Source organism: Serratia sp. S4, from assembly GCF_000347995.1.
GTDB lineage: Bacteria > Pseudomonadota > Gammaproteobacteria > Enterobacterales > Enterobacteriaceae > Serratia > Serratia quinivorans.
Map to the genome: position 1 here is coordinate 2981270 of NZ_KB661120.1, position 21130 is coordinate 3002399.

General features: G+C 54.1%; 17 protein-coding genes. 11 read left to right on the forward strand and 6 right to left on the reverse strand.

The window, feature by feature from the left end; translation table 11 throughout:
* Positions 1-192: 192 nt before the first annotated feature.
* Positions 193-2127 carry a protein kinase YeaG gene (yeaG, locus tag SERS4_RS0114670; protein ID WP_012145456.1) on the forward strand — a complete coding sequence of 645 codons (1935 nt, stop codon included), beginning with the start codon at positions 193-195 and terminating at the stop codon, positions 2125-2127.
* A gap of 64 nt (positions 2128-2191) precedes the next feature.
* On the forward strand, positions 2192-3460 hold the full coding sequence (locus tag SERS4_RS0114675) for a YeaH/YhbH family protein (RefSeq protein WP_017893069.1): 1269 nt from the start codon (positions 2192-2194) through the stop codon (positions 3458-3460).
* A gap of 808 nt (positions 3461-4268) precedes the next feature.
* Here SERS4_RS0114675 and SERS4_RS0114680 read toward each other — a convergent pair.
* Both SERS4_RS0114680 and SERS4_RS26385 read right to left on the reverse strand, forming a co-directional pair.
* Entirely contained in the window at positions 4269-4958 is a 690-nt protein-coding gene (locus SERS4_RS0114680) for an alpha/beta hydrolase (protein ID WP_026142403.1), read from the reverse strand.
* A 528-nt stretch (positions 4959-5486) separates the two neighbouring features.
* Positions 5487-5645, reverse strand: a complete 159-nt coding sequence (locus SERS4_RS26385; protein ID WP_006322621.1) for a YqaE/Pmp3 family membrane protein — start codon at positions 5643-5645, stop codon at positions 5487-5489.
* Positions 5646-5867: 222 nt separating this feature from the next.
* Here SERS4_RS26385 and SERS4_RS26390 point away from each other — a divergent pair, with 222 nt between their 5' ends.
* Positions 5868-6044, forward strand: coding sequence for a GhoT/OrtT family toxin (locus SERS4_RS26390; RefSeq protein ID WP_012145459.1), 177 nt, complete (start codon positions 5868-5870; stop codon positions 6042-6044).
* A gap of 52 nt (positions 6045-6096) precedes the next feature.
* Here SERS4_RS26390 and SERS4_RS0114695 read toward each other — a convergent pair whose 3' ends face one another.
* Complete coding sequence (locus SERS4_RS0114695) at positions 6097-8214, reverse strand: TonB-dependent siderophore receptor (protein WP_017893071.1); 2118 nt, start codon at positions 8212-8214, stop codon at positions 6097-6099.
* Between the two features lie 313 nt (positions 8215-8527).
* On the reverse strand, positions 8528-8821 hold the full coding sequence (locus tag SERS4_RS0114700; protein ID WP_012145461.1) for a hypothetical protein: 294 nt from the start codon (positions 8819-8821) through the stop codon (positions 8528-8530).
* A 171-nt stretch (positions 8822-8992) separates the two neighbouring features.
* On the opposite strand from SERS4_RS0114700, the gene SERS4_RS0114705 reads away from it, so the two are divergent.
* The 7 genes from SERS4_RS0114705 to SERS4_RS0114735 all read left to right on the forward strand — a co-directional run bounded on the left by SERS4_RS0114705 (position 8993) and on the right by SERS4_RS0114735 (position 16569).
* Positions 8993-9475: a hypothetical protein gene (locus SERS4_RS0114705; protein ID WP_017893072.1), complete on the forward strand. Its 483-nt coding sequence runs from the start codon at positions 8993-8995 to the stop codon at positions 9473-9475.
* Between the two features lie 317 nt (positions 9476-9792).
* Positions 9793-10602, forward strand: a complete 810-nt coding sequence (locus tag SERS4_RS0114710) for an ABC transporter ATP-binding protein (RefSeq protein WP_017893073.1) — start codon at positions 9793-9795, stop codon at positions 10600-10602.
* A 13-nt stretch (positions 10603-10615) separates the two neighbouring features.
* On the forward strand, positions 10616-11398 hold the full coding sequence (locus tag SERS4_RS0114715) for an ABC transporter ATP-binding protein (protein ID WP_017893074.1): 783 nt from the start codon (positions 10616-10618) through the stop codon (positions 11396-11398).
* An 18-nt stretch (positions 11399-11416) separates the two neighbouring features.
* Positions 11417-12925, forward strand: a complete 1509-nt coding sequence (locus tag SERS4_RS0114720) for an ABC transporter substrate-binding protein (RefSeq protein WP_017893075.1) — start codon at positions 11417-11419, stop codon at positions 12923-12925.
* Positions 12925-14643 (forward strand): ABC transporter permease subunit, encoded by a 1719-nt coding sequence (locus SERS4_RS0114725; protein ID WP_017893076.1) that lies wholly within the window; start codon positions 12925-12927, stop codon positions 14641-14643. Before SERS4_RS0114720 ends, SERS4_RS0114725 begins: the two co-directional genes overlap by 1 nt.
* A 62-nt stretch (positions 14644-14705) precedes the next feature.
* Positions 14706-15266: a 3'-5' exonuclease gene (locus SERS4_RS0114730; RefSeq protein WP_012145467.1), complete on the forward strand. Its 561-nt coding sequence runs from the start codon at positions 14706-14708 to the stop codon at positions 15264-15266.
* Between the two features lie 109 nt (positions 15267-15375).
* Positions 15376-16569 (forward strand): multidrug effflux MFS transporter, encoded by a 1194-nt coding sequence (locus SERS4_RS0114735; protein ID WP_012145468.1) that lies wholly within the window; start codon positions 15376-15378, stop codon positions 16567-16569.
* A gap of 3 nt (positions 16570-16572) precedes the next feature.
* Here the strand turns inward: SERS4_RS0114735 and dadX are convergent, their stop codons facing one another.
* Both dadX and SERS4_RS0114745 read right to left on the reverse strand, forming a co-directional pair.
* A complete protein-coding gene (gene dadX / locus SERS4_RS0114740; protein WP_017893077.1) occupies positions 16573-17646 on the reverse strand; it encodes a catabolic alanine racemase DadX in 1074 nt (357 codons plus the stop codon).
* A gap of 72 nt (positions 17647-17718) precedes the next feature.
* Complete coding sequence (locus tag SERS4_RS0114745; RefSeq protein WP_012145470.1) at positions 17719-19023, reverse strand: D-amino acid dehydrogenase; 1305 nt, start codon at positions 19021-19023, stop codon at positions 17719-17721.
* A gap of 538 nt (positions 19024-19561) precedes the next feature.
* Here SERS4_RS0114745 and SERS4_RS0114750 point away from each other — a divergent pair.
* Positions 19562-21097, forward strand: coding sequence for a SpoVR family protein (locus SERS4_RS0114750; protein ID WP_012145471.1), 1536 nt, complete (start codon positions 19562-19564; stop codon positions 21095-21097).
* The last annotated feature ends 33 nt before the right edge of the window (positions 21098-21130 follow it).

Below are 21130 nucleotides of genomic sequence, written 5' to 3' on the forward strand. Positions count from 1 at the left end.
TATGCAAACTAAGCTTAAATCAGAAGGTGAATAAATCCTGAGCCAGTGGCAATACAGCGCAACTCGCGATAATAAGCGCACCAAGTTGGCATACGAGTTGCTGTACTCAGGGATAACTTCTTCTTTCGGGAGCCAAAACACTATCACCAGCTCCCTTTAACCTGTGCTAATAACGAAAGGACGGGCATCGCCATGAACATATTTGACCACTATCGCCAGCGCTACGAAGCTGCCAAGGACGAAGAGTTCACACTGCAGGACTTTCTTACCATTTGCCGGCAAGATCGCAGTGCATATGCCAATGCGGCCGAACGTCTGCTAATGGCTATCGGTGAACCAGTCATGGTCGACACTGCGCTTGAGTCGCGCATGTCTCGCCTGTTCTCCAACCGCGTGATCGCGCGCTATCCGGCATTCGAAGAGTTCTACGGCATGGAGGAAGCTATCGAGCAGATAGTCTCTTACCTGAAACACGCCGCGCAGGGCCTCGAAGAGAAGAAACAAATCCTTTATCTGCTGGGCCCGGTGGGCGGCGGGAAATCATCGCTGGCAGAACGCCTGAAAGCATTGATGCAGTTGGTGCCTATCTACACCCTGAGCGCCAACGGGGAACGCAGCCCGGTTAACGACCACCCGCTGTGCCTGTTCAACCCGCAGGAGGATGCCAATATTCTGGAGAAAGAATATAACATCCCGAATCGCTACCTCGGCACCATCATGTCGCCGTGGGCGGCCAAGCGCCTGCATGAGTTTGGCGGCGACATCACCAAATTCAAAGTCGTCAAAGTACGCCCTTCTATTCTGGAACAGATTGCCATCGCCAAAACCGAACCGGGCGATGAGAACAACCAGGATATCTCCGCGCTGGTCGGCAAGGTCGATATCCGTAAGCTGGAGAATCACGCGCAAAACGATCCGGATGCCTATGGCTATTCCGGTGCTCTGTGCCGCGCCAACCAGGGGATCATGGAGTTCGTAGAGATGTTTAAAGCGCCGATCAAGGTGCTGCACCCTCTGCTGACCGCCACCCAGGAAGGTAACTACAACGGGACCGAGGGGATTTCCGCCCTGCCGTTCAGCGGTATTATCCTGGCTCACTCCAACGAATCAGAATGGGTGACCTTCCGTAACAACAAAAACAACGAGGCCTTCCTCGACCGTGTTTACATCGTCAAGGTGCCTTACTGCCTGCGGGTGTCGGAAGAGATCAAAATCTACGACAAGCTGCTGGATCACAGTGAACTGACCCATGCGCCATGTGCCCCTGGCACTCTGGAAACGCTGGCTCGCTTTACCGTGCTCTCGCGCATGAAAGAGCCGGAAAACTCGAGCATTTACTCGAAAATGCGCGTCTATGACGGTGAAAGCCTGAAGGACACCGATCCCAAAGCCAAGTCGTATCAGGAATACCGCGACTATGCCGGGGTTGATGAGGGCATGAACGGCCTGTCTACCCGTTTCGCGTTTAAAATTCTGTCGCGGGTATTCAACTTCGATCACGCAGAGGTCGCCGCTAACCCGGTACACCTGTTCTACGTGCTGGAACAACAGATCGAACGTGAGCAATTCCCTCAAGATCAGTCAGAGAAATACCTGGAGCACCTGAAAGGCTATCTGATCCCGAAATACGCCGAGTTTATCGGCAAAGAGATCCAGACGGCTTATCTGGAGTCTTACTCGGAATACGGCCAGAACATTTTTGACCGCTACGTGACCTATGCAGATTTCTGGATCCAGGATCAAGAGTACCGTGATCCGGATACCGGCCAACTGTTCGATCGCGAATCGCTGAACGCCGAACTGGAAAAAATCGAGAAGCCGGCCGGCATCAGCAACCCGAAAGATTTCCGCAACGAAATAGTCAACTTCGTGCTGCGCGCCCGGGCTAATAACAGTGGCCGCAACCCTAACTGGACCAGCTATGAGAAGCTGCGTACCGTGATCGAGAAGAAAATGTTCTCGAACACCGAAGAGTTGCTGCCGGTCATTTCGTTTAACGCTAAGACCTCAACGGACGAGCAGAAGAAACACGACGACTTCGTCGATCGCATGATGGAGAAAGGCTACACCCGCAAACAGGTTCGCCTGCTGTGTGAATGGTATCTGCGGGTCAGAAAGTCTTCATAACGTCTAATGAGAATTAGCGTCATGGAGATGGCGTAGAAAGTTGGCAACGTCGTTTGGGGGAAGTATGGCTTATTTTATTGACCGACGGCTGAACGGTAAAAACAAGAGCATGGTGAACCGCCAGCGCTTCTTGCGTCGTTACAAGTCGCAAATCAAACAGTCGATTGCCGAAGCCATCAACAAGCGTTCGGTCACCGACGTAGACAGCGGGGAGTCCGTCTCGATCCCCACTGGCGATATCAACGAGCCGATGTTTCATCAGGGTCGCGGTGGCACACGCCACCGCGTTCATCCCGGTAATGACCACTTTGTCCAGAATGACCGCGTTGAGCGCCCACAGGGTGGCGGCGGCGGTGGCAGCGGCCAGGGTAACGCCAGCCAGGATGGCGAAGGCGAGGACGAATTCGTTTTCCAGATCTCCAAGGACGAGTATCTCGATCTGCTGTTTGAGGATCTGGCGCTGCCAAACCTGAAAAAGAATCAGTACAAGCAGCTCACCGAGTACAAGACCCATAGGGCCGGTTACACCGCCAACGGCGTGCCGGCTAACATCAGCGTAGTGCGTTCTCTGCAAAACTCATTGGCGCGACGAACCGCCATGACCGCCGGTAAACGGCGCGCCTTACATGAGTTGGAAGACGAACTCACCCAGATGGAAAACACCGAACCGGTGCAACTGCTGGAAGAGGAACGGCTGCGGAAGGAAATTGCCGAGTTGCGCAAAAAAATCGAAAGCGTGCCCTTTATCGACACCTTCGATTTACGCTACAAGAACTATGAACGGCGGCCCGAACCCTCCAGCCAGGCGGTGATGTTCTGCCTGATGGACGTTTCTGGCTCGATGGACCAGGCCACCAAAGACATGGCCAAACGTTTCTATATTCTGCTCTATCTGTTCCTGAGCAGAACCTATAAAAACGTCGACGTGGTGTACATCCGTCACCATACCCAGGCGAAGGAAGTGGACGAACAGGAGTTCTTCTACTCGCAGGAGACTGGCGGCACCATAGTTTCCAGCGCGCTGAAACTGATGAATGAAGTGGTTGAAGAACGTTACGACCCGGCACAATGGAATATCTATGCCGCACAGGCATCGGATGGCGATAACTGGGCCGATGACTCACCGCTATGTCACGAACTGCTGGCGAAGAAACTGCTGCCGATGGTGCGTTACTATAGCTACATTGAAATCACCCGCCGTGCCCATCAAACACTGTGGCGTGAGTATGAAGACCTGCAGGCGAAATTCGATAATTTTGCCATGCAGCATATCCGCGAACCGGACGATATCTATCCGGTGTTCCGCGAGCTTTTCCACAAGCAGACCGCATAATTAACATCTTTATCAACGGCCGGTTAATCAGACTAATCGGCCGTTTTCTTTTGCAAAAATAATGGAAACTGCCACTGGAAAGTTTTAATTCAGGTTTACCTAACGCCCCGCTCAATCAAATCAACTGCCCGCCTTCCCTGCCTCTCAGATAAAGCTGTAAGTTACTGTTCGTTTAATGGTTTTTTCTCCTGCACAGTTCCAGGGGACGATAGCTAAGGTAATTCCTAATTACGCTTCCCTTACGCAATGCTTATTGCTTGAATTAGGAAAAGTCCTATTTAATGGGATGCCGAATTGCCATCTCAGGTGAGTGCTATGGAATACCTTCCCGTTGCAATCATCGTCGTTTTGATCGCAGTTGTCGTATTTTCCTTTGTCATGTATTTGCGGCAAAGAAGGGGAACTACTTTCAACACCAAGCGGAAACGACGCTAGGACGCCTCTCCACAAGGAAGTGGTTCTATAATCGCTATCAGGCTATGCCCCTTCCATTGAGTTACCCATTTAGCAAACAATTTCAGTTTCTTATGAGGATATTCTGATACCTGCGCCATTGCCGTTTTTCGTCTTGTCGTCGAAATTCAGGTGCGCTACTGTCGTGGTCTGGAAACACACAACACCGCAGAATCAGAACAACATCCAGTTTGTCGCTATCATCCCTTAATCCCGCCGCTGTGCGGGATTTTTTTGGCGTCAAGCTTTGTAGGTCAACAGGATAGCCAGAAGGGATTTTGAGGTCTGGTAGACGTCCGCGAGTACCGACAGTCATAAAAAAGCCCCGCAGTCGCAGGGCCTGAGCGATGTAGGTTTACAAGGCGTTAGCGGCATCGTCGATCAAAGCGGCGATTTCCTGCGGATGCGAAGCGAGCGAGGCGTGGCTGGCATTCAGCGTAATGACTTTTTTAGCCTTCAACCGTGCCGACATATGCTGTTGATTTTCTGGTGCAATCATTCGGTCATTGCTGGAAATTTGATACCAGGAAGGTTTGTGTTTCCAGGCCGGTTCGGTGATCTCGTTGCCGAAGGTACTGGCCAGCGGTGCCTTCTGGGTTACCGCCATCACCAGTGCTGCATCGGCGGAAAGATCCTGACAGAAGCTTTCGTGAAATTTATCGGCTTTAATCCATAAATAGCCATCACTGTCCGGTGCCAGGTTCGCCGCCGCAATCGGAGGATGTTGCTGAGTGATGCCGCCAGGGCTTTCCCCTGCATCTGGTGCAAAGGCAGCGATAAACACCAGCCCGACCACATTAGGCAAATTGCCCATTTCGCTGATTACCGCGCCACCATAAGAGTGCCCGACCAATAACACCGGGCCTTCTTGCTGTGCCACCATCTTGCGCGTGCGCTCTGCATCATCGGCCAGCGATGTCAGCGGCATCTCTACGGCATGAATCGAGTGATATCCTTTATGCGACAATTCGGTAATGACTTTACTCCAGTGGGCTGCACCGCCCCAAAATCCATGGACCAGGACTACTGTAGGTTTTGCATTCATTACAAATTCCTTCTTTAACCACGTGGAGGCGTTACGCCAGACCCGATAATCAACATCGCCATGCTTCCAGCGCCATCTGCACCAAGCCAAAACGCCTTATATGCCCTGTTGTATATAGTTCACTGCCGCCGCTTTCAGCAATAGCTACGAATAGTTAACCCTTGGTTATATCCCTTCTGGCGTTCCATTCAGCTCGGGTGATCTGCCAGATTTCCGTCAGCATAAATCCACGGATCGGTCATATCACCACATTAAAACTAGGATTTTTACCTATTACGATCTAAAATCTCATGAAAAAACAATGGGAAGTAATTTCAACGAAATCAAAAGGGAATTATTCAGTGAAGGAAATGATCTCCATTCTTTGTATCGCAGGCCTGTTGGCGATGCTTTTTTCATGGTTGTTTGTCTACGGCCTCAATATTCATTAGCCTCTTCAAAGATAAAAACCCCGGCATGTGCCCATACCAGGGTTGATAGCGTTACGCTGAACAGACCGCTTCCCTGGGCGATATGCCCGCAAAACCATTACTGTTTGGTCTGGATCCAGAATGCGTGGATCAGACCAGGGAAATAGCCGAGCAGAGTCAGAATAATGTTGAGGATAAACGCCCCGCCGATCCCTTTATCCAGCAGTACACCCAAAGGGGGCAAGATGATGGTAAATACAATTCTCCAAAAGCTCATAATAACGCCTCATTTTGCTTTATAAGACACCAATATATTACATATCCTTAACATTTTCAAATTACGCTCTCTCCCTGCAGTCTAATAAAACCGTTAAATTGGTATATATCTACAAATTCTGTGGGTATATTTCGTTAAAAAAAGAAAGAATTAATAAGCATTGATTATGTGGGATTGAGGTCTTAAAATTTAAGGCTTAAAAATACAACTGGGATTGGTTTCATGTCGTCGCTGTGGGTAGCAACACAATACTTTTATTTAATTGGCCTGTTAGTTTCTATGATTTTTACCTATCTGGTCAGCCGGGATACCATTAAGATTCGTTTTATCAGTGCGTTAACCATTGGCCTGACCTGGCCATTGAGCCTGCCGGTAGTGTTGATGTTCTCCTTGTTCTAACGCTTGATAAACCGCCCCGCCAAAGACCGACGGGGCAGTCATGAGCTTTACCTTAAAAATCGTACCCTACCGTCGCCAGCACGGAGCGTTCTGCCCCCCAATAGCAATAACCGGTGCCATAACAGGCCGCGACGTATTTTCGGTCGGTCAGGTTATTCACGTTTAACTGCACATATGCCCCTTTCAACGATGGATTAACGCGATCCAGATTCATCCGCACCGAAGCATCCAACAGCGTCACGGAAGGAATACGTAGCGTATTTTCGTTATCCGCCCATTGTTTGCCGATATAACGCACCCCAGCCCCCAGATCCACGCCGTAGGCAGTGGCATATTTGCCCCACAGCGAAGCCATTTGCTCCGGTGCCAGATACGGCGTATTGCCATTGTTACCGTCAATCGCATCTTTAAACTTCACCTTGTTGTAGGTGTAGCCCGCTATCAGATCGAGATGTTCGGTTAACTTGCTGCGAGCCTCCAGTTCAATCCCCTGAGAATGTACTTTCCCGGCAGGCAGATAATAACTTTGCTGCACCACCCGGTTGGCGACGTCATTCTGCGTCAGGTCATACAGGGCCATGCTGTAGATTGATGAACTGCCCGGCGGTTGATATTTCAGGCCCACCTCGTACTGCTCGCTGGTGCTCGGCTTCAGCATATGGCCGTTTTGATCGGCCAGCGATTCCGGTGTCACCGCCGTGCTGTAACTGGCGTAAGGTGAGAAACCGCTGTCAAAGCGATACAGCAACGAGGCACGGCCGCTAAAGTTGTCGTCACGACGTTCATCGCTGGTGCCGGTGTTGAGCACCGTATTTTTTGCCTCTATACGATCAAAACGGCCAGACAGATTCAGATACCAATTCTGCAGGCTGATTTCATCCTGCAGATAAACGCCCGTCTGTTCATAGTGGCGTCGGGAATCGGTATGCGTCAGATTGGTCAGCCCCGCGCCCCCCGACACACCGGTATAAGGGTTCAATTGAGAGGCGCCGGCAGATTCATCCCACAGGTTATTACGAAAACGCTGGTAATCCAGGCCCAGCATCACTTTGTGATCCAGCGGCCCGGTAGCAAAGTCGGCCTCCAGTTGGTTGTCGACGGCGAATGCATCCAGTGAGGTTGCCGAGCCGCTGTAATAGCGGTTAAGCAACTGGTGATCCTGATCCCAGCCAATCTGATAAACCTGCTGCAGTTCAACGTTAGAATGGGTATAGCTGGCATTCTGTCGGAATGACCAAACGTCATTAAAGCTGTGTGAGAAAGCGTAGCTGTAAATCTGCTCCCAACGTTTGAAGACGTTACGGCTGCTCTCGCCATCAAAAAATCCGCGCCCCAGTTTGTCACCCGAGCTGGAATAGAGACTTCCATCTGCCGGTACTGCACTGTGATAACCGCCGGACGGATCCTTTTGCAGGTAAGCTTTCAGTAACAGTGAGGTATTTTCATCTGGTTGCCACAGCAATGACGGCGAAATTGCATAGCGTTCTTCACGCTGATGGTCATACATGGTATCGCTGCTGCGCGTCATTCCGGTCAGCCGGTAAGCCCACTGATCCGACAAAGGGCCGGTTACATCGAAAGCCGCGCCCTTGGTGCTGTTATTCCCCGCCGAAAGATTAACCTGCCCCTGCGTGGCAAACTGCGGGCGCTTGGTGGTCAAGGCCACCAGCCCGCCCGGAATGCTTTGCCCGTACATCACTGAAGAAGGCCCCTTGATAACGTCGATACGCTCCAGGAACCAGGGATCAACCTGCAAGGCATTATAGGTGCCGCCGTCACTTAACAGGCGCAGGCCGTCGAGGAAGGTGTTATTGACATCACCGCCGTGGAAACCGCGTAATGCAATGGTGTCATAGCGTGTCGCGCCGCCGGCGAAGTTAGTGAAAACGCCCGGGGTATATTTCAGTGCATCGTTAACCGTTTGGGTATGCTGATCGCTCATTTGTTGGCGTGTCACCACGGAAACAGATTGCGCTGTCAGGATCAGCGGCTGGTCGGTTTTAGTCGCCCCCTGACTGGTGGTCGCCTGGTAGCCCTGAGTCACCGACTCGGCAGTATCAGCGGGCCTGGCGCTAACCACCAGGGTGTCTTCAGCCAACGAAGTCAACGGCAGGAACATCGCGAGTGCACACAAAACACGCGACCGTTTGACAGGAAAAATCATCTGCATATTTGTAATCCCCGGTAAGTATCATTAAGTCACCCCCGACCCGCCCCCATCAGCAGCGCTGGCTGACAAGAGTGCAAAAGTTCTATCGGTGTGCTGTATGTAAAGAAAAGGAAATATTAATGATAATTATTATCTTTATCGATAAGGAATTACAAGCATGAGGATACTTTTTATCAGCAGGCGAACTAACTTGCCGTCGGCAAAAAACCTTGGGCTGATTGTGGAAAAGTAGATTGAAAATCAACAATAAAAAAATGCCAGCATTTGGCTGGCATACAAACTCGAATCAATATGATCTATCTGGTGCCAGTGCTCAACGAGTTCCTTTGACGAACCAAACATAGAGACGCCGAGCCACCAGCAAAATAAGCGCCAGCAGAATATTCGCTATAACCCATAAACTTAATATGTATATAAAGGTTTGATAGAGGGGGATCCCGCGGTCGGCGGAAAACGGATTAAAATGCCAGAAGCGAATAATGACGAAGGGGTTGAGGTTTAACCAATCAAAGAAGAAAGCGACCAGCGCTGGTGGCAGGAAGAAATAAAGTCCCAGGGTGATAATCAGCAGGTACACTGCGGAGTTATCGCTTTTATAATCTTTCATATCAATGAATTACCATCATAAACCACATAAAAACACCTTGCGTGTCGCAGCATTTAACAGACCTGGCTAATGCGGCTTAGTTCCAGATCGAGAGTAAAATAAAGCCTGTTTGGCGTTTAATTTTCATTTAGTTTTTAGGTGGTATAACGCTAGTCAGCTCAGGAGGCTCCAATGATATCGGATTATTGCCCAACCCCCCCCACCCCCAAAAAGCTCAAAATCATCTATGGCTGGTATATCTATACCCTCTATGCCCAGTTGGTCTTTAATATCTATCTGGCGGTCTATAACGGCTGCGTCAGGCGCCCGATTGAAGCGCCACTGATCTCCGTGTGCCACAGTATTTTCATCGCATTTTTACTTTACCAGGTGCTGAAAAAACGCACCCATTTCGCCTGGGTGATGCTGGCCTATTACATTCTGATGCGGCTGTACTACGCCAATGTGCTGCACATCGAGTTCAATGCATGGAGCCGTGGGTTGGTTTTCATTTTTCTGACCCTGCTGCTGACCGGCACGGTTGCGGTGGGTCAGCTTGCGACACCGCCACTGCGCCAGGATTGGTTGGCACGACTTGGGTGGCGACAGTGGGCAACGCTGGCGGCATTAGCAGGGCTATTGACGCCGTTGATCACCGCTGACTATTTGAGCTGACAGCCGAATTTACTTTGGAATATGCGGTTCTGAAATATCGACCAGGCGGCACACCTTGGTGTAGTTATTGGATTTCTCACATATTTTATCCGTGACGAAAACACCAAGGTAACTCAGCACCAGCAGATAACCTGCCATACACAAAACAAAAATAAGCGTTCTCACCGATAAGACCAACCTGACAACAAAACCCTCAGCATCATACCTTGCTTACCCCGCTTTACACTATTTCAAAGTATTTCGTAAATCCGCTGGTTATTTTCGGCACGTGAATGTTATGTTATCACATAACAAAAATCACAAGAAAAAGATCTGCCATGGATAACCAACCCTCGCCGTTACTCACCGTAGAACACCTGACGCTGTCGCTTGATGGAGACGTCAAAATTCACGATTTGAATTTTACGCTGTATGCCGGCGAACGTCTGTGTCTGTTGGGTGCATCGGGTTCAGGTAAATCACTCACTGCCGCCGCCATTTTAGGGACTCTGCCGACTGGCGCGACAGTCAATGGTTCCATTCGGCTGCAAGGGCAAGAACTCGCTGGCCGGCATTTGCAACAGCGCAAACGCCCCGCACTGGCAGCCATCTTTCAGGATCCCTTTACCAGTCTCAATCCCCTGACCCGCGTGGGCCAGCAACTAATCCTGGCACTACAGGGCCAGAACAACATGAAAAAACAACGGGCACAGCGTTGCGCCGTCGAGTTACTGGCAGTATTAGGCTTGCCCCCGGAGATCATCATGTCACGCTATCCTGGCCAACTGTCTGGCGGACAATGCCAGCGAGTCTGCGCGGCGCTGGCATTGGTGGGTGAGAAAAGCCTGCTAATCGCCGATGAGCCTACCACTGCGCTGGACATGGTCAGCCAACATCAACTGATCGAGATCCTGAAAGCTTATACCGAACGTCCTCACGCACCGGCATTGCTGTTTATTACCCACGATCTCACCGTTGCCGCCAACCTGTGTCAGCGCGCCATCGTCATGGTAGATGGCAAAATAGTCGAGCAGGGATCGTTCGCACAATTACTGCATCACCCTGCTCACCCCTATACCCGGCAATTGGTTGCCACAGCGCAGCGTCCAACCTCCAAGCGGACAGCGCCGTTGAGTCTGGCAGGTTAACGGAGTGAATGGCATGTCAATCAGCGGAACGCTGCCCTTTATCAGCCTGCAGCAAGTCTGTCGACGATATTCATCACAGTCTGACGGACTGAAACCCACCGACCTGAATCTGTATCCGGAGGAACGCGTCGGGCTGGTAGGCTGCTCCGGCGCAGGGAAATCAACGCTACTCAGGCTGTTGCTGGCATTGGAAACCGCGGATGCCGGCCATATCCTATGCCAGGGTAATGCCGTCCGCCCAACCGCTGTGAACCCATTGCGCTGGTATCGACGTTTGGTGCAATACGTCCCTCAGGATGCCCATGCCTCACTTAACCCGCGCCACACGGTGGCCGAGTTGATTATTGAACCTCTGCGTCAGCTGGCACCCAGGCAGGATTTGAGCATTGCCGCTGAGCGGGCCTTGCGGCAGGTCGAATTGGATGATCACCTGATACACGCCCGCCCCGGCCAGCTCTCCGGTGGGCAGGCACAACGGGTGGCGCTGGCGCGTGCTATCGCGCTACAGCCCCGTTTTTTAATCGCCGATGAACCGGTCAGCGGTCTGGATCTGCCACTGCGCCAGCAGATCATCGGCCTGCTGGACAAGATTACTCGTCAACAAAATATGGGCATGCTACTTGTCTCCCATGATATTTCACTGGTCGCCGCCCTATGCCAACGAACGCTGGTGATGGCCTGCGGCGTCATCGTGGAAGATCGTCCAACCGATGAACTGCTGCGCAGCCCGCGACATGCCGCCACCTGCGATCTGCTGGCCGCCATTCCCTCGTTACCCGCCCTTTATCAGCCCTGACATTCTGAGGACTTTTTCATGTTGAACCCACGCTTTATTGGCCCCACCGGCTGCCTGCTCGCCGGCAGCTTGCTGCTTGGCGGCTGTTTTGACCCTGCCGAACCGAAAGCAGGTAACGGCGAAGAACGGCGCATCCGGCTGGCCATGTTGCAACCGCCTCGTTCCGGGCTCACGCCGCTCAGCGATGATGCGTTTAAACTTTCGCGCTGGAGCAATACCGAAACGCTGGTGCTGCTGAACGCCAATGGTGATGCCGAACCGGCATTGGCCACCGAATGGCAGCAGATAGATCAACACCGCTGGCGCTTTGTGTTGCGGCCGGGGGTCAGTTTCCACGACGGCAGTGTAATGACAGCACAGAGCGTCGTACGCTCACTTTCGGCGGCAATCAACGCCGCACCCAAACCGCGTATCCTCGACGGCATTGAATTATCAGTCAGCATTGAAGGCGATCACGCCGTGATTATTTCCACCGCGGTCCCCGACCCTTTACTTCCGCAACGGCTGTCCAGCCCACAGTTGGCGATCCTTGCCGAACGGGCTTACGGTGCCAACGGCGTGGTTAACCCATTGCTGGCCGGGACCGGCGCTTTTGTGCTGACGGAAATCAACGGGACCAGCAGCGCGCGACTAAAGCGTTTTGAAGGTTATTGGGGCCAAAAAGCCGCAGCGCCGGGTATCGACGTCAGTTTTGTACCGGACGGTTCCGCCCGAGCCGCAGCTCTGCGCACCGGCAGTGCCGATCTGGTTGAAGCCGTGCCGGTATCACAGTTGCCACTGATTGCGGCAGAACGCATCCATGAAGTGCCGATGCCGCGCACCAATACCCTGTATCTGAACACCCGAGTAGGTGTCTTTAGCGATCCGCAGGTGCGTGCCGCCGCCGCCGCGGCTATTGAGCGTCAACCCCTGGTGGACAATGTTTACGAAGGCCGTGCCGATGTCGCCAGCGGGCTGCTTGGCCCGGCACTGCCCTGGGCCGCCCCATTGAGACAGCCGCAACCCTTGCTGCCCACCAAGACGGTAACGAATAAAACCATCACCCTGGCCACCTTCAGCGATCGCGCCGAGCTACCGGAAGTCGCCGTTTATCTGGCGCAACAGCTTGGCGCAGCAGGCTTTGTGGTGAAACAGGAAGTGCGGGAATATGCGCATATTGAGGCCGATGCGCTGGCAGGCAAATTCGACGCATTTATTCTGTCGCGAGCCACGGTGTTGGACTCCGGCGATCCACTGGCTTATATGTTCAGCGATTTCGCCTGTCAGGGCTCGTTCAATATCGCCCAACTGTGCGACCCGCAGGTGGATGCGGCTATAACTCAGGCTGCCGCTATTGCGGCCGGAGCACAGCGGCGTCAGGCGATCATGGCGGCGGAAAAACGCATACTGGCCACTAATGCCGCGATCCCGCTGCTGCATGAACGAGTGATCCAGGGGGAAGCCGTGGGCATGAAGAATGCAGAGCGCGATCCGCGAGAACGCCAACTGGTGACACCGCGCAGCATGATCGCCAGCGGACAGCCCTGATGCGACTGGCGCAATGGCTATTGCCACTGGCCTCGCGGCTGTTTGCCCTGTTGGCAATGATATCCCTGATCGGTCTGATGCCCTGGCTATCCGGTCGCGACCCGGCAATTAGCCTGCTGCGAGCTCGCTCGGCTGAACAGGAAGCGACGCCCGAAGCCCTGAATGCCATTCGCCAACGCTTTGCTCTGGACGACGGGCCGCTGATGCTGCTTGGCCGCTGGCTTAATGGGGTATTGCATGGCGACGCCGGTCACTCCTGGATCTCCGGTCGCCCGGTACTGGAGGGGCTGTTACAGGCTACCGGGGTTTCTCTAACGTTAATGGGCTACGCGCTGGCGATAGCGCTGTTGGTCGCAGGGTTGCTGGCACTGCCAACCCTTTGGCGCGGCCTGCATGGCGAGTACCGCCGTCCCGCAGGCGTGTTGGCGGTGGTGCTGACCGCCCTGCCCGAGTTTCTCCTGGCCGCGCTGTTACTGATCCTCGGCGCCGTCTGGCTAAACTGGTTTCCCCCCTACGGCTGGCAAAGTTTGCGCCATGTGGTGCTGCCGGCGTTGGCATTGGGTTTACCTGCCGGCGGCCTGCTGGGCCTGTTGTTCAGTGATGGTTTGGCCGCGACCCTATCCGAGCGCTGGTTAATCACCTGGAGCCTGGCCGGTATCTCCCGGTGGCGTTGTCTGCTGGCGGTGTTGCGCCGCACGCTACCCGCCTTGTTACCGCAAATCGGTTTGGTGCTGGTTGGGCTTACCGGCGGCGCTATCGCCGTCGAGAAAGTCTTCGCCATTCCCGGTCTGGGCAGAGCGACATTAGGTGCCGCCATCGCACAAGATCTTCCAACGCTGCAATGCGGCATTCTGATCTTGTTGCTGATCGCCTTCAGCACCGGTTTTTTGGCACAGGGCGCGCATTATCTGTTGCTGGGTCGGGTAGCGCCAAGCCTGGCCAATTCGACGCCGCCACCGCACAGCGGCAAAGGCAGTTATGTTTTCGCCGCCTTTGCCGCGCTGTTGTTATGCTTGTTGGTGCTGAGCGGGATCATACGCGATCCACTTTCGTCTCTGCATATACGCCTCCAGCCACCCAGCCTCGATCTGCCCTTCGGCGCGGATGCCACCGGTCGGGACATCCTGGCGCGCGTCGCTTACGGTGCGCTGAATACCAGCCTGCTGGCACTGGCGGTCAGCTTCGCTTCGCTGTTCCTCGGGATAATCTTCGGGCTGATGCCACGTCTGATGTGCGGAATGATTGAGCTGGCCAACGCCACACCGCCGATTATCGCAGGCCTGTTAGTGGTCGCCATTAGCGGCCCTTCAGCCTACGGCGCCGCCTGCGCGGTGATGTTGGTCAGTTGGGCTCCGCTGGCCGCTCATTGCGCTTCGCTGCTGATGGAAGCCCGCACTCAGCCCTATATCCGCATGCTGCCGGTGTTGGGGATAGGTCGACTGCGCACCTTGACGCATTACCTGCTGCCTGCCTTATGGGGGCCACTGCTGCGCCATGCCATGCTGCGCCTGCCGGGGATTGCGCTGGCGCTGGCCGCCCTGGGTTTCCTTGGCCTGGGTCCGCAGCCACCCAGAGCAGAATGGGGGCTGGTGCTGGCGGAAGGCATGCCCTATATCGAACGGGCGCCATGGGGAGTTCTGGCACCGGCGATCGCCCTGATATTACTGGCGGTGCTCGCGGTAACGCTGGCCAATACCGCCGGTAACCGTCGGGGCTGACGGCGCATCCCGGCCCGGTTTGTAGTAATATTATGCGGTACCTCAACCGGCCGGGAGACCCAATGCACCATCTGATGTTAGATATTGAAACGCTGGATATAAAACCCAGTGCGGTGATCCTGGTGGTCGCCGCGGTATTTTTCGATCCTCAAACCGGGCAGCTCGGTGCGGAATTTGAAAACGCCGTCAGCAGCCAAAAAGATCAGCCCGGCAGAACCATCAGCCTGGATACCGTCGCCTGGTGGGCGAAACAGTCCGACGAAGCGCGCAAACTGGCTTTCGGCGGCACAGAAAGCCTTAAACGCACGCTGACCAATCTGAGCCGGTTTATCCATATGAACAGCACCGATAAGGTCAAGGTTTGGGGTAACGGCAAGGAGTTCGATTGCGCCATCCTCGAACATGCCTTCCAGCAGCTTGATATGCCCTGTCCATGGAAGTTTTGGGATACGCAAGATGTGCGCACGGTGATCACCCTGGCAGAAATGCTGGGCTTTAATCCGAAGAAAGAGCGGGCATTTGAAGGCACGCCCCATCGGGCATTGGACGACGCCAAACATCAGGCGCGTTACGTGGCGGATACGGTATCGGCACTTTACTATCGCAAAGCCGCTGGGTCATAAATAGAACCGGACTGGCGTACCGGCGGCGGGCCTATGTTTTGCCTCTTTCCATTTAGCGCCAGAATCTCTACTCTAGCCCTCTTTGTCACTCGGATGTGCTGTTTTTGTTATGCAAAAATTTCTGTTTCTGCTTCTTAGCCTGGTGCTGCTCGGCCCGCTGGGTATCGATCTCTATCTGCCGACCATCCCCGCTATCGCCGTTGGCCTTAACAGCAGTGAAGCGCTGATTCAGTCCACCATTTCTCTGTTCATTTTGGTGCTGGGCCTCGGGCAGGTTATTGCCGGCCCGCTGGTGGATAACTACGGCCGCAAGCCGGTGGCTCTGGCCGGTATTGTGATTTACATGATTGGCGCGGCGATGGCGGCGCTGGCCACCACGCCAACGATGTTTGTCGCCTCTCGCCTGTTGCAGGGTGTGGCGGTCTGCTGTACCGCAGTGGTGGCATTCAGTGGCGTGCGCGATCGGATGAACGGCGACGATGCGGCCCGTGCCTTCGGTTTTCTCAACGGTACGCTGAATATTATTCCTGCTCTGGCCCCCTTGCTGGGCGGGCTGCTGGCAGAAGCCTTTGGCTGGCGCGCCCCATTCTGGTTCCTGGTGTGTTATGCGCTGGCGGTACTGGTACTGATCGCCCTTCGCCTGCCGGAAACCCGTCCGGCGGACACCGTGCGCGTCAAAGGATTGCCGGTGCGACAATATGCTCGCATCGCCCGCGATCGCCGCTTTCTGTCCTTCGCCGTAGTCAACTCCGGTGCCATGGGCATGGCGCTGACCTACGTTTCGCTGGCCCCCAACGTGCTAATGGGCACCGCCGGGCTGACGCCGTTGCAATTCTCGTTGGTGTTTGGCGCCAATGGTTTTTGGATCATGCTGGTGAGTTTTTTCGCCAACCGCATCATTCACAAGGTCGGACGCCCAGTCTGTCTGGCAACCGGCGGTATATTGATGGGTATCGGGGCTATTGGGCTGCTGCTGGGCGTCTCCTTACTGTCCGGTGCGGCACAAACTCACTGGCTGGCTTATATGCTACCGGTCGCTTTTGCCTGCGCTGGTTTAGCCTTTGTGATGGGCCCGGCAACCAGCTACGCGCTGGAGCCGTATTCCAATGAGGCCGGGGTAGCTTCTGCATTGGTAGGTTTTGTGCAGATGGCCGGCGGTGCGGCTCTGGGCTTGTTGGCGATGGCGCTGCCATTGCAGCCCAAACTGTCACTGGCGCTGGTGATGCTGGTGGGTTGCCTGCTGGCGCTGCACGCACGACAGCGCAGCAAGCAAATAAAAGGTCAGTTGAAGAAGATTGCCTGAGGCTTAGGCCTCGGTGATGATTGGCACTCTGGCGGCCAGTGCCGTCAGTAATTCATAACCCAGCGTACCTGCCGCGGTGGCGACATCGTCAACCGGCAGGCGCCGCCCCCACAGTTCCACTTCCGCCCCGATACCCGCATGCGGGCAAGGCGTAAGATCGACCACCAGCATATCCATTGAAACCGTGCCTAACGTTCGTGTCAGCACACCGTCCACCCAGACTGGCGTACCGGTTTGCGCATGACGCGGATAGCCATCGGCATAACCACAGGCTACCACGCCGATGCGTTGTGCTCCCTCGGCGCGGTAACGCCAGCCATAACCCACCTGATCACCGGATTTCAGCGTTTGAACACCGATAATTTCGCTACTCAGCGTCATGGTGGGTTGCAGACCGCTGTCGGCAATGTCACGCCATTGGCCGCTTGGTGAAGCACCATAGAGCACAATGCCCGGCCGCACCCAACTGCCATGGGTTTCCGGGTGCCACAGCGTAGCGGCAGAGTTGGCCAGACAGCGCGGCAAAGTGATGCCCTTCGCCGCCCGTTCTATGCTGGCCATTTGCGCCTCGACGCCCTGTGGACCGTCCGCGGTGGCGAAATGACTCATCAGCGTCAGGCTGGCGATATTGCCGATCTCCTGAGCCTTCATCCAGACAGAGTGCAAACGTTCCGGTGCAAAACCCAGACGGTTCATGCCGCTGTTCACTTTCAGATAAACATCCAGCGGTGCCGACAGTTTGGCCTCGGCTATCGCCGCCAGTTGCCAGTCGCTGTGTACCGAGGTCGTCAAACGATAGCGGTCCAGCAGGGCCAAATCCTGTGGCTTGAAAAAACCTTCCAGCAACAAAATCGGTCCTTGCCAGCCGGACTCACGCAGCAAAATGGCTTCGGCCAGATCCAGCAAGGCAAAACCGTCTGTCTGCGCCAGACTGCGCCAGACATGTTTGATACCGTGACCATAGGCATTGGCCTTGACCACCGACCAGACTTTGGCTTTGGGGGCGAAACGGCGAACCACCTGCAGGTTATTTTCAAAAGCGCCAAGGTGTAACGTGGCGGAAATCGGGCGAGGCATGGGCACTCCTACGGGCCGGCAAATGCGGTCACGGGCCAACGCCCGTGACAATAACATTATAAATTAGGGTTTTTAACGCGCGGGATGCACATCGTTCAAGGGGCCGGTGTAGAGGCTGCGAAATCCGGCGCTGTAACGTGCCACTCCCAGATCGTCTGAAGGAATGGCCGGCGTGATACCGGAAATCAAATCGGAAAGCAGTTGGCCGGAACCACAGGCCATGGTCCAGCCCAGGGTGCCGTGGCCGGTATTCAGGAACAGATTTTTCAGCGAGGTCTTGCCGACAATTGGCGTGCCGTCCGGCGTCATCGGCCGCAAACCGGTCCAGAAGGTAGCGTCTTCCACCCGTCCACCGTTAGGGTAAAGGTCGCGCACCACCATCTCCAGCGTCTCTCTACGCTTTTGTTCAAGCTGCGTGTTAAAACCAACAATTTCCGCCATGCCGCCGACGCGAATACGCTGATCGAAACGGGTAATGGCGATTTTGTAAGTTTCATCCAGCACGGTTGAGAACGGCGCGGCGGACTCATCGGTAATAGGAATGGTCAGCGAGTAGCCTTTCAGCGGATAGACAGGGATCGACACCAGGTCACGCAACAGCGCGGTGGAATAAGAACCAAAGGCCACTACGTAGCTGTCGGCTTTGAAGATTTCTCCGCCACATTGCACACCGCTAATCTTGTCCCCTTCCACCAGCAGGCGATCGACGCTGCGGTTATACAGGAAAGTAACCCCGGCCTGCTGCGCCAGTTTGGCCAGTTGCTGGGTAAAGAGTTGGCAGTCGCCGGTTTCATCGTTAGGCAGTTGCAGCCCACCGGTCAGCTTATGCGCCACCTGTGCAAGCGCAGGTTCAACGCTGGCCAACTGACTGGCTTCCAGCAGTTTGTAGGGCACGCCGGCATCTTCCAACACCGCGATGTCTTTGGCCGCACTTTCAAACTGTTGCTGGGTACGGAACAGTTGCAGCGTCCCGCCCTGACGGCCTTCATACTGGATGCCGGTTTCCTGGCGCAGCGCCTTGATACAGTCACGACTGTATTCCGCCAGCCGCACCATACGCCCTTTATTGGTCATGTAGTGTTCGGTGTTGCAGTTTTTGAGCATCTGCCACATCCAGCTCAATTGGAAGCTGCTGCCGTCCAGACGAACCGCCAAAGGCGCATGGCGCTGGAACATCCATTTAACCGCCTTCAAAGGCACGCCAGGCGCAGCCCACGGAGCCGCATAGCCCGGTGAGATCTGACCGGCATTCGCCGCACTGGTTTCCATCGCCGGGCCGGGTTGACGATCGATCACCGTCACCTCATGCCCCGCTTTCGCCAAATACCAGGCGCTGGCAACACCCACCACTCCACTACCTAAAATTACCACTCGCATCGCTGACTCCAGCTTAAGGCTTCACAAAGCATAATCTTCTGCTCACAGGAAATTAACTCAGTGGAAAAATCCGTCCAACATCTTCGTCATCAAACGTGACAACATTCACAATTAATTTATCGTTCATGGCCGTCTCTTTTGCAATAGCTACCTATAAATAGCGATAAGATGCGGTGAAAGGAGGATTTGAGAGCGAAACACAGGCCGATGTGCAGTCAATGACTGCATTGATAGCACCAAGTAAAAGCCAAGAAAGCAACAAGGATTTAACAGAATATAAAAATGAAACAGCGCCAATACCACAGAGTAATAAACTACAAAATAGCAACTTTACTGATATAACGCTTTGCCGGAGTGAGATCCTGTTCCAGCAGAAAAAACTCAGGGTAAAAGCTCCCCGGTAGCTCTCCCGGTGGGTTGCCGACGACAGATCGTTGAATTTTTAAGCTTTATATCATTATTACCTCTGCGTAGATTGAGCTACGATTGATACAGGGTCTGCCGTTCGAGCAAGGTCCGTAATAACGAGGGTGCGCTGATGACTACTTCAACACATGATAAGGTCAAGGAAGATAAACGTCTGAGCGATGGACCGGACTGGACGTTCGAGTTGCTGCAGGTGTATCTGGAGCACATCGATCGCGTAGCCAAACATTACAAGCTCGACACCTACCCGCATCAGATCGAGGTCATTACCTCAGAGCAGATGATGGACGCTTATTCCAGCGTCGGCATGCCGATTAACTACACCCATTGGTCATTCGGTAAAAAATTCATTGAGACCGAGCAGCGCTATAAGCATGGGCAGCAGGGCCTGGCCTATGAGATTGTGATCAACTCCAACCCCTGCATCGCCTATCTGATGGAAGAAAACACCATCACCATGCAGGCTTTGGTGATGGCGCACGCCTGCTATGGGCACAATTCCTTCTTCAAGAATAACTACCTGTTCCGCAGTTGGACCGACGCCAGTTCGATTGTCGATTACCTGCTGTTCGCCCGCCACTACATCAGCCAGTGCGAGGAGCGCTACGGCGTTGAAGAGGTGGAGAGGCTGCTGGACTCTTGCCATGCGTTGATGAACTACGGCGTGGACCGTTACAAACGGCCACAGAAAATTTCACTGGTCGAAGAAACTGCCCGGCAAAAAAGCCGCGAAGAGTACCTGCAAAGCCAGGTAAACACGCTGTGGAAGACCCTGCCACGGGTTGAACGTGAAGAGGCACCTGAGCAGGCGCGCCGCTATCCGAGCGAACCGCAGGAAAACATCCTCTACTTTATGGAGAAGAATGCGCCGTTGCTGGAACCCTGGCAGCGTGAGATTCTGCGAATTGTACGCAAAGTGAGTCAGTATTTTTATCCGCAGAAACAAACCCAGGTGATGAACGAAGGCTGGGCGACATTCTGGCACTACACCATCCTCAATCATCTGTACGACGAGGGTCGGGTTACCGAACGTTTTATGCTGGAATTTTTGCACAGCCATACCAACGTGGTTTATCAACCGCCTTACAACAGCCCTTATTACAACGGCATTAATCCTTACGCACTGGGCTTTGCCATGTTCCAGGACATCAAGCGCATCTGCCAGTCGCCGACGGAAGAAGATCGTTACTGGTTCCCGGACATCGCCGGTAAAGACTGGCTGGAAACACTTCACTTCGCCATGCGTGACTTCAAGGATGAAAGCTTTATCAGCCAGTTCCTGTCGCCGAAGATCATGCGTGATTTCCGGCTGTTCACCGTGCTGGATGACGATCGCAATAACTACCTGGAAATAGCCGCGATCCATGATGAAGCCGGTTACCGCGCAATCCGTCAGGAGCTGTCGGCGCAATATAATCTGAGCGACCACGAGCCGAACATACAGATCTGGAATGTAGATTTACGCGGTGACCGTTCATTAACGTTGCGTTATATCCCGCAGGATCGCGCCCCGCTGGATAAAAGTCGGCGTGAAGTGATGAAACACCTGCACCGTCTGTGGGGCTTCGACATTATTTTGGAGCAACAGAACGAAGACGGCAGCGTCGAGCTATTGGAGCGTTGCCCACCGCGCCCAACACCACTGTAAGACTGTTCAATAACTAAAAACTAAAGGGGCGCC

Coding starts and splice junctions, on each gene's coding strand:
- yeaG (WP_012145456.1), top strand. CDS start 193: ATGAACATATTTGACCACTATCGCCAGCGCTACGAAGCTGCCAAGGAC.
- SERS4_RS0114675 (WP_017893069.1), top strand. CDS start 2,192: ATGGCTTATTTTATTGACCGACGGCTGAACGGTAAAAACAAGAGCATG.
- SERS4_RS0114680 (WP_026142403.1), bottom strand. CDS start 4,958: ATGAATGCAAAACCTACAGTAGTCCTGGTCCATGGATTTTGGGGCGGT.
- SERS4_RS26385 (WP_006322621.1), bottom strand. CDS start 5,645: ATGAGCTTTTGGAGAATTGTATTTACCATCATCTTGCCCCCTTTGGGT.
- SERS4_RS26390 (WP_012145459.1), top strand. CDS start 5,868: ATGTCGTCGCTGTGGGTAGCAACACAATACTTTTATTTAATTGGCCTG.
- SERS4_RS0114695 (WP_017893071.1), bottom strand. CDS start 8,214: ATGCAGATGATTTTTCCTGTCAAACGGTCGCGTGTTTTGTGTGCACTC.
- SERS4_RS0114700 (WP_012145461.1), bottom strand. CDS start 8,821: ATGAAAGATTATAAAAGCGATAACTCCGCAGTGTACCTGCTGATTATC.
- SERS4_RS0114705 (WP_017893072.1), top strand. CDS start 8,993: ATGATATCGGATTATTGCCCAACCCCCCCCACCCCCAAAAAGCTCAAA.
- SERS4_RS0114710 (WP_017893073.1), top strand. CDS start 9,793: ATGGATAACCAACCCTCGCCGTTACTCACCGTAGAACACCTGACGCTG.
- SERS4_RS0114715 (WP_017893074.1), top strand. CDS start 10,616: ATGTCAATCAGCGGAACGCTGCCCTTTATCAGCCTGCAGCAAGTCTGT.
- SERS4_RS0114720 (WP_017893075.1), top strand. CDS start 11,417: ATGTTGAACCCACGCTTTATTGGCCCCACCGGCTGCCTGCTCGCCGGC.
- SERS4_RS0114725 (WP_017893076.1), top strand. CDS start 12,925: ATGCGACTGGCGCAATGGCTATTGCCACTGGCCTCGCGGCTGTTTGCC.
- SERS4_RS0114730 (WP_012145467.1), top strand. CDS start 14,706: ATGCACCATCTGATGTTAGATATTGAAACGCTGGATATAAAACCCAGT.
- SERS4_RS0114735 (WP_012145468.1), top strand. CDS start 15,376: ATGCAAAAATTTCTGTTTCTGCTTCTTAGCCTGGTGCTGCTCGGCCCG.
- dadX (WP_017893077.1), bottom strand. CDS start 17,646: ATGCCTCGCCCGATTTCCGCCACGTTACACCTTGGCGCTTTTGAAAAT.
- SERS4_RS0114745 (WP_012145470.1), bottom strand. CDS start 19,023: ATGCGAGTGGTAATTTTAGGTAGTGGAGTGGTGGGTGTTGCCAGCGCC.
- SERS4_RS0114750 (WP_012145471.1), top strand. CDS start 19,562: ATGACTACTTCAACACATGATAAGGTCAAGGAAGATAAACGTCTGAGC.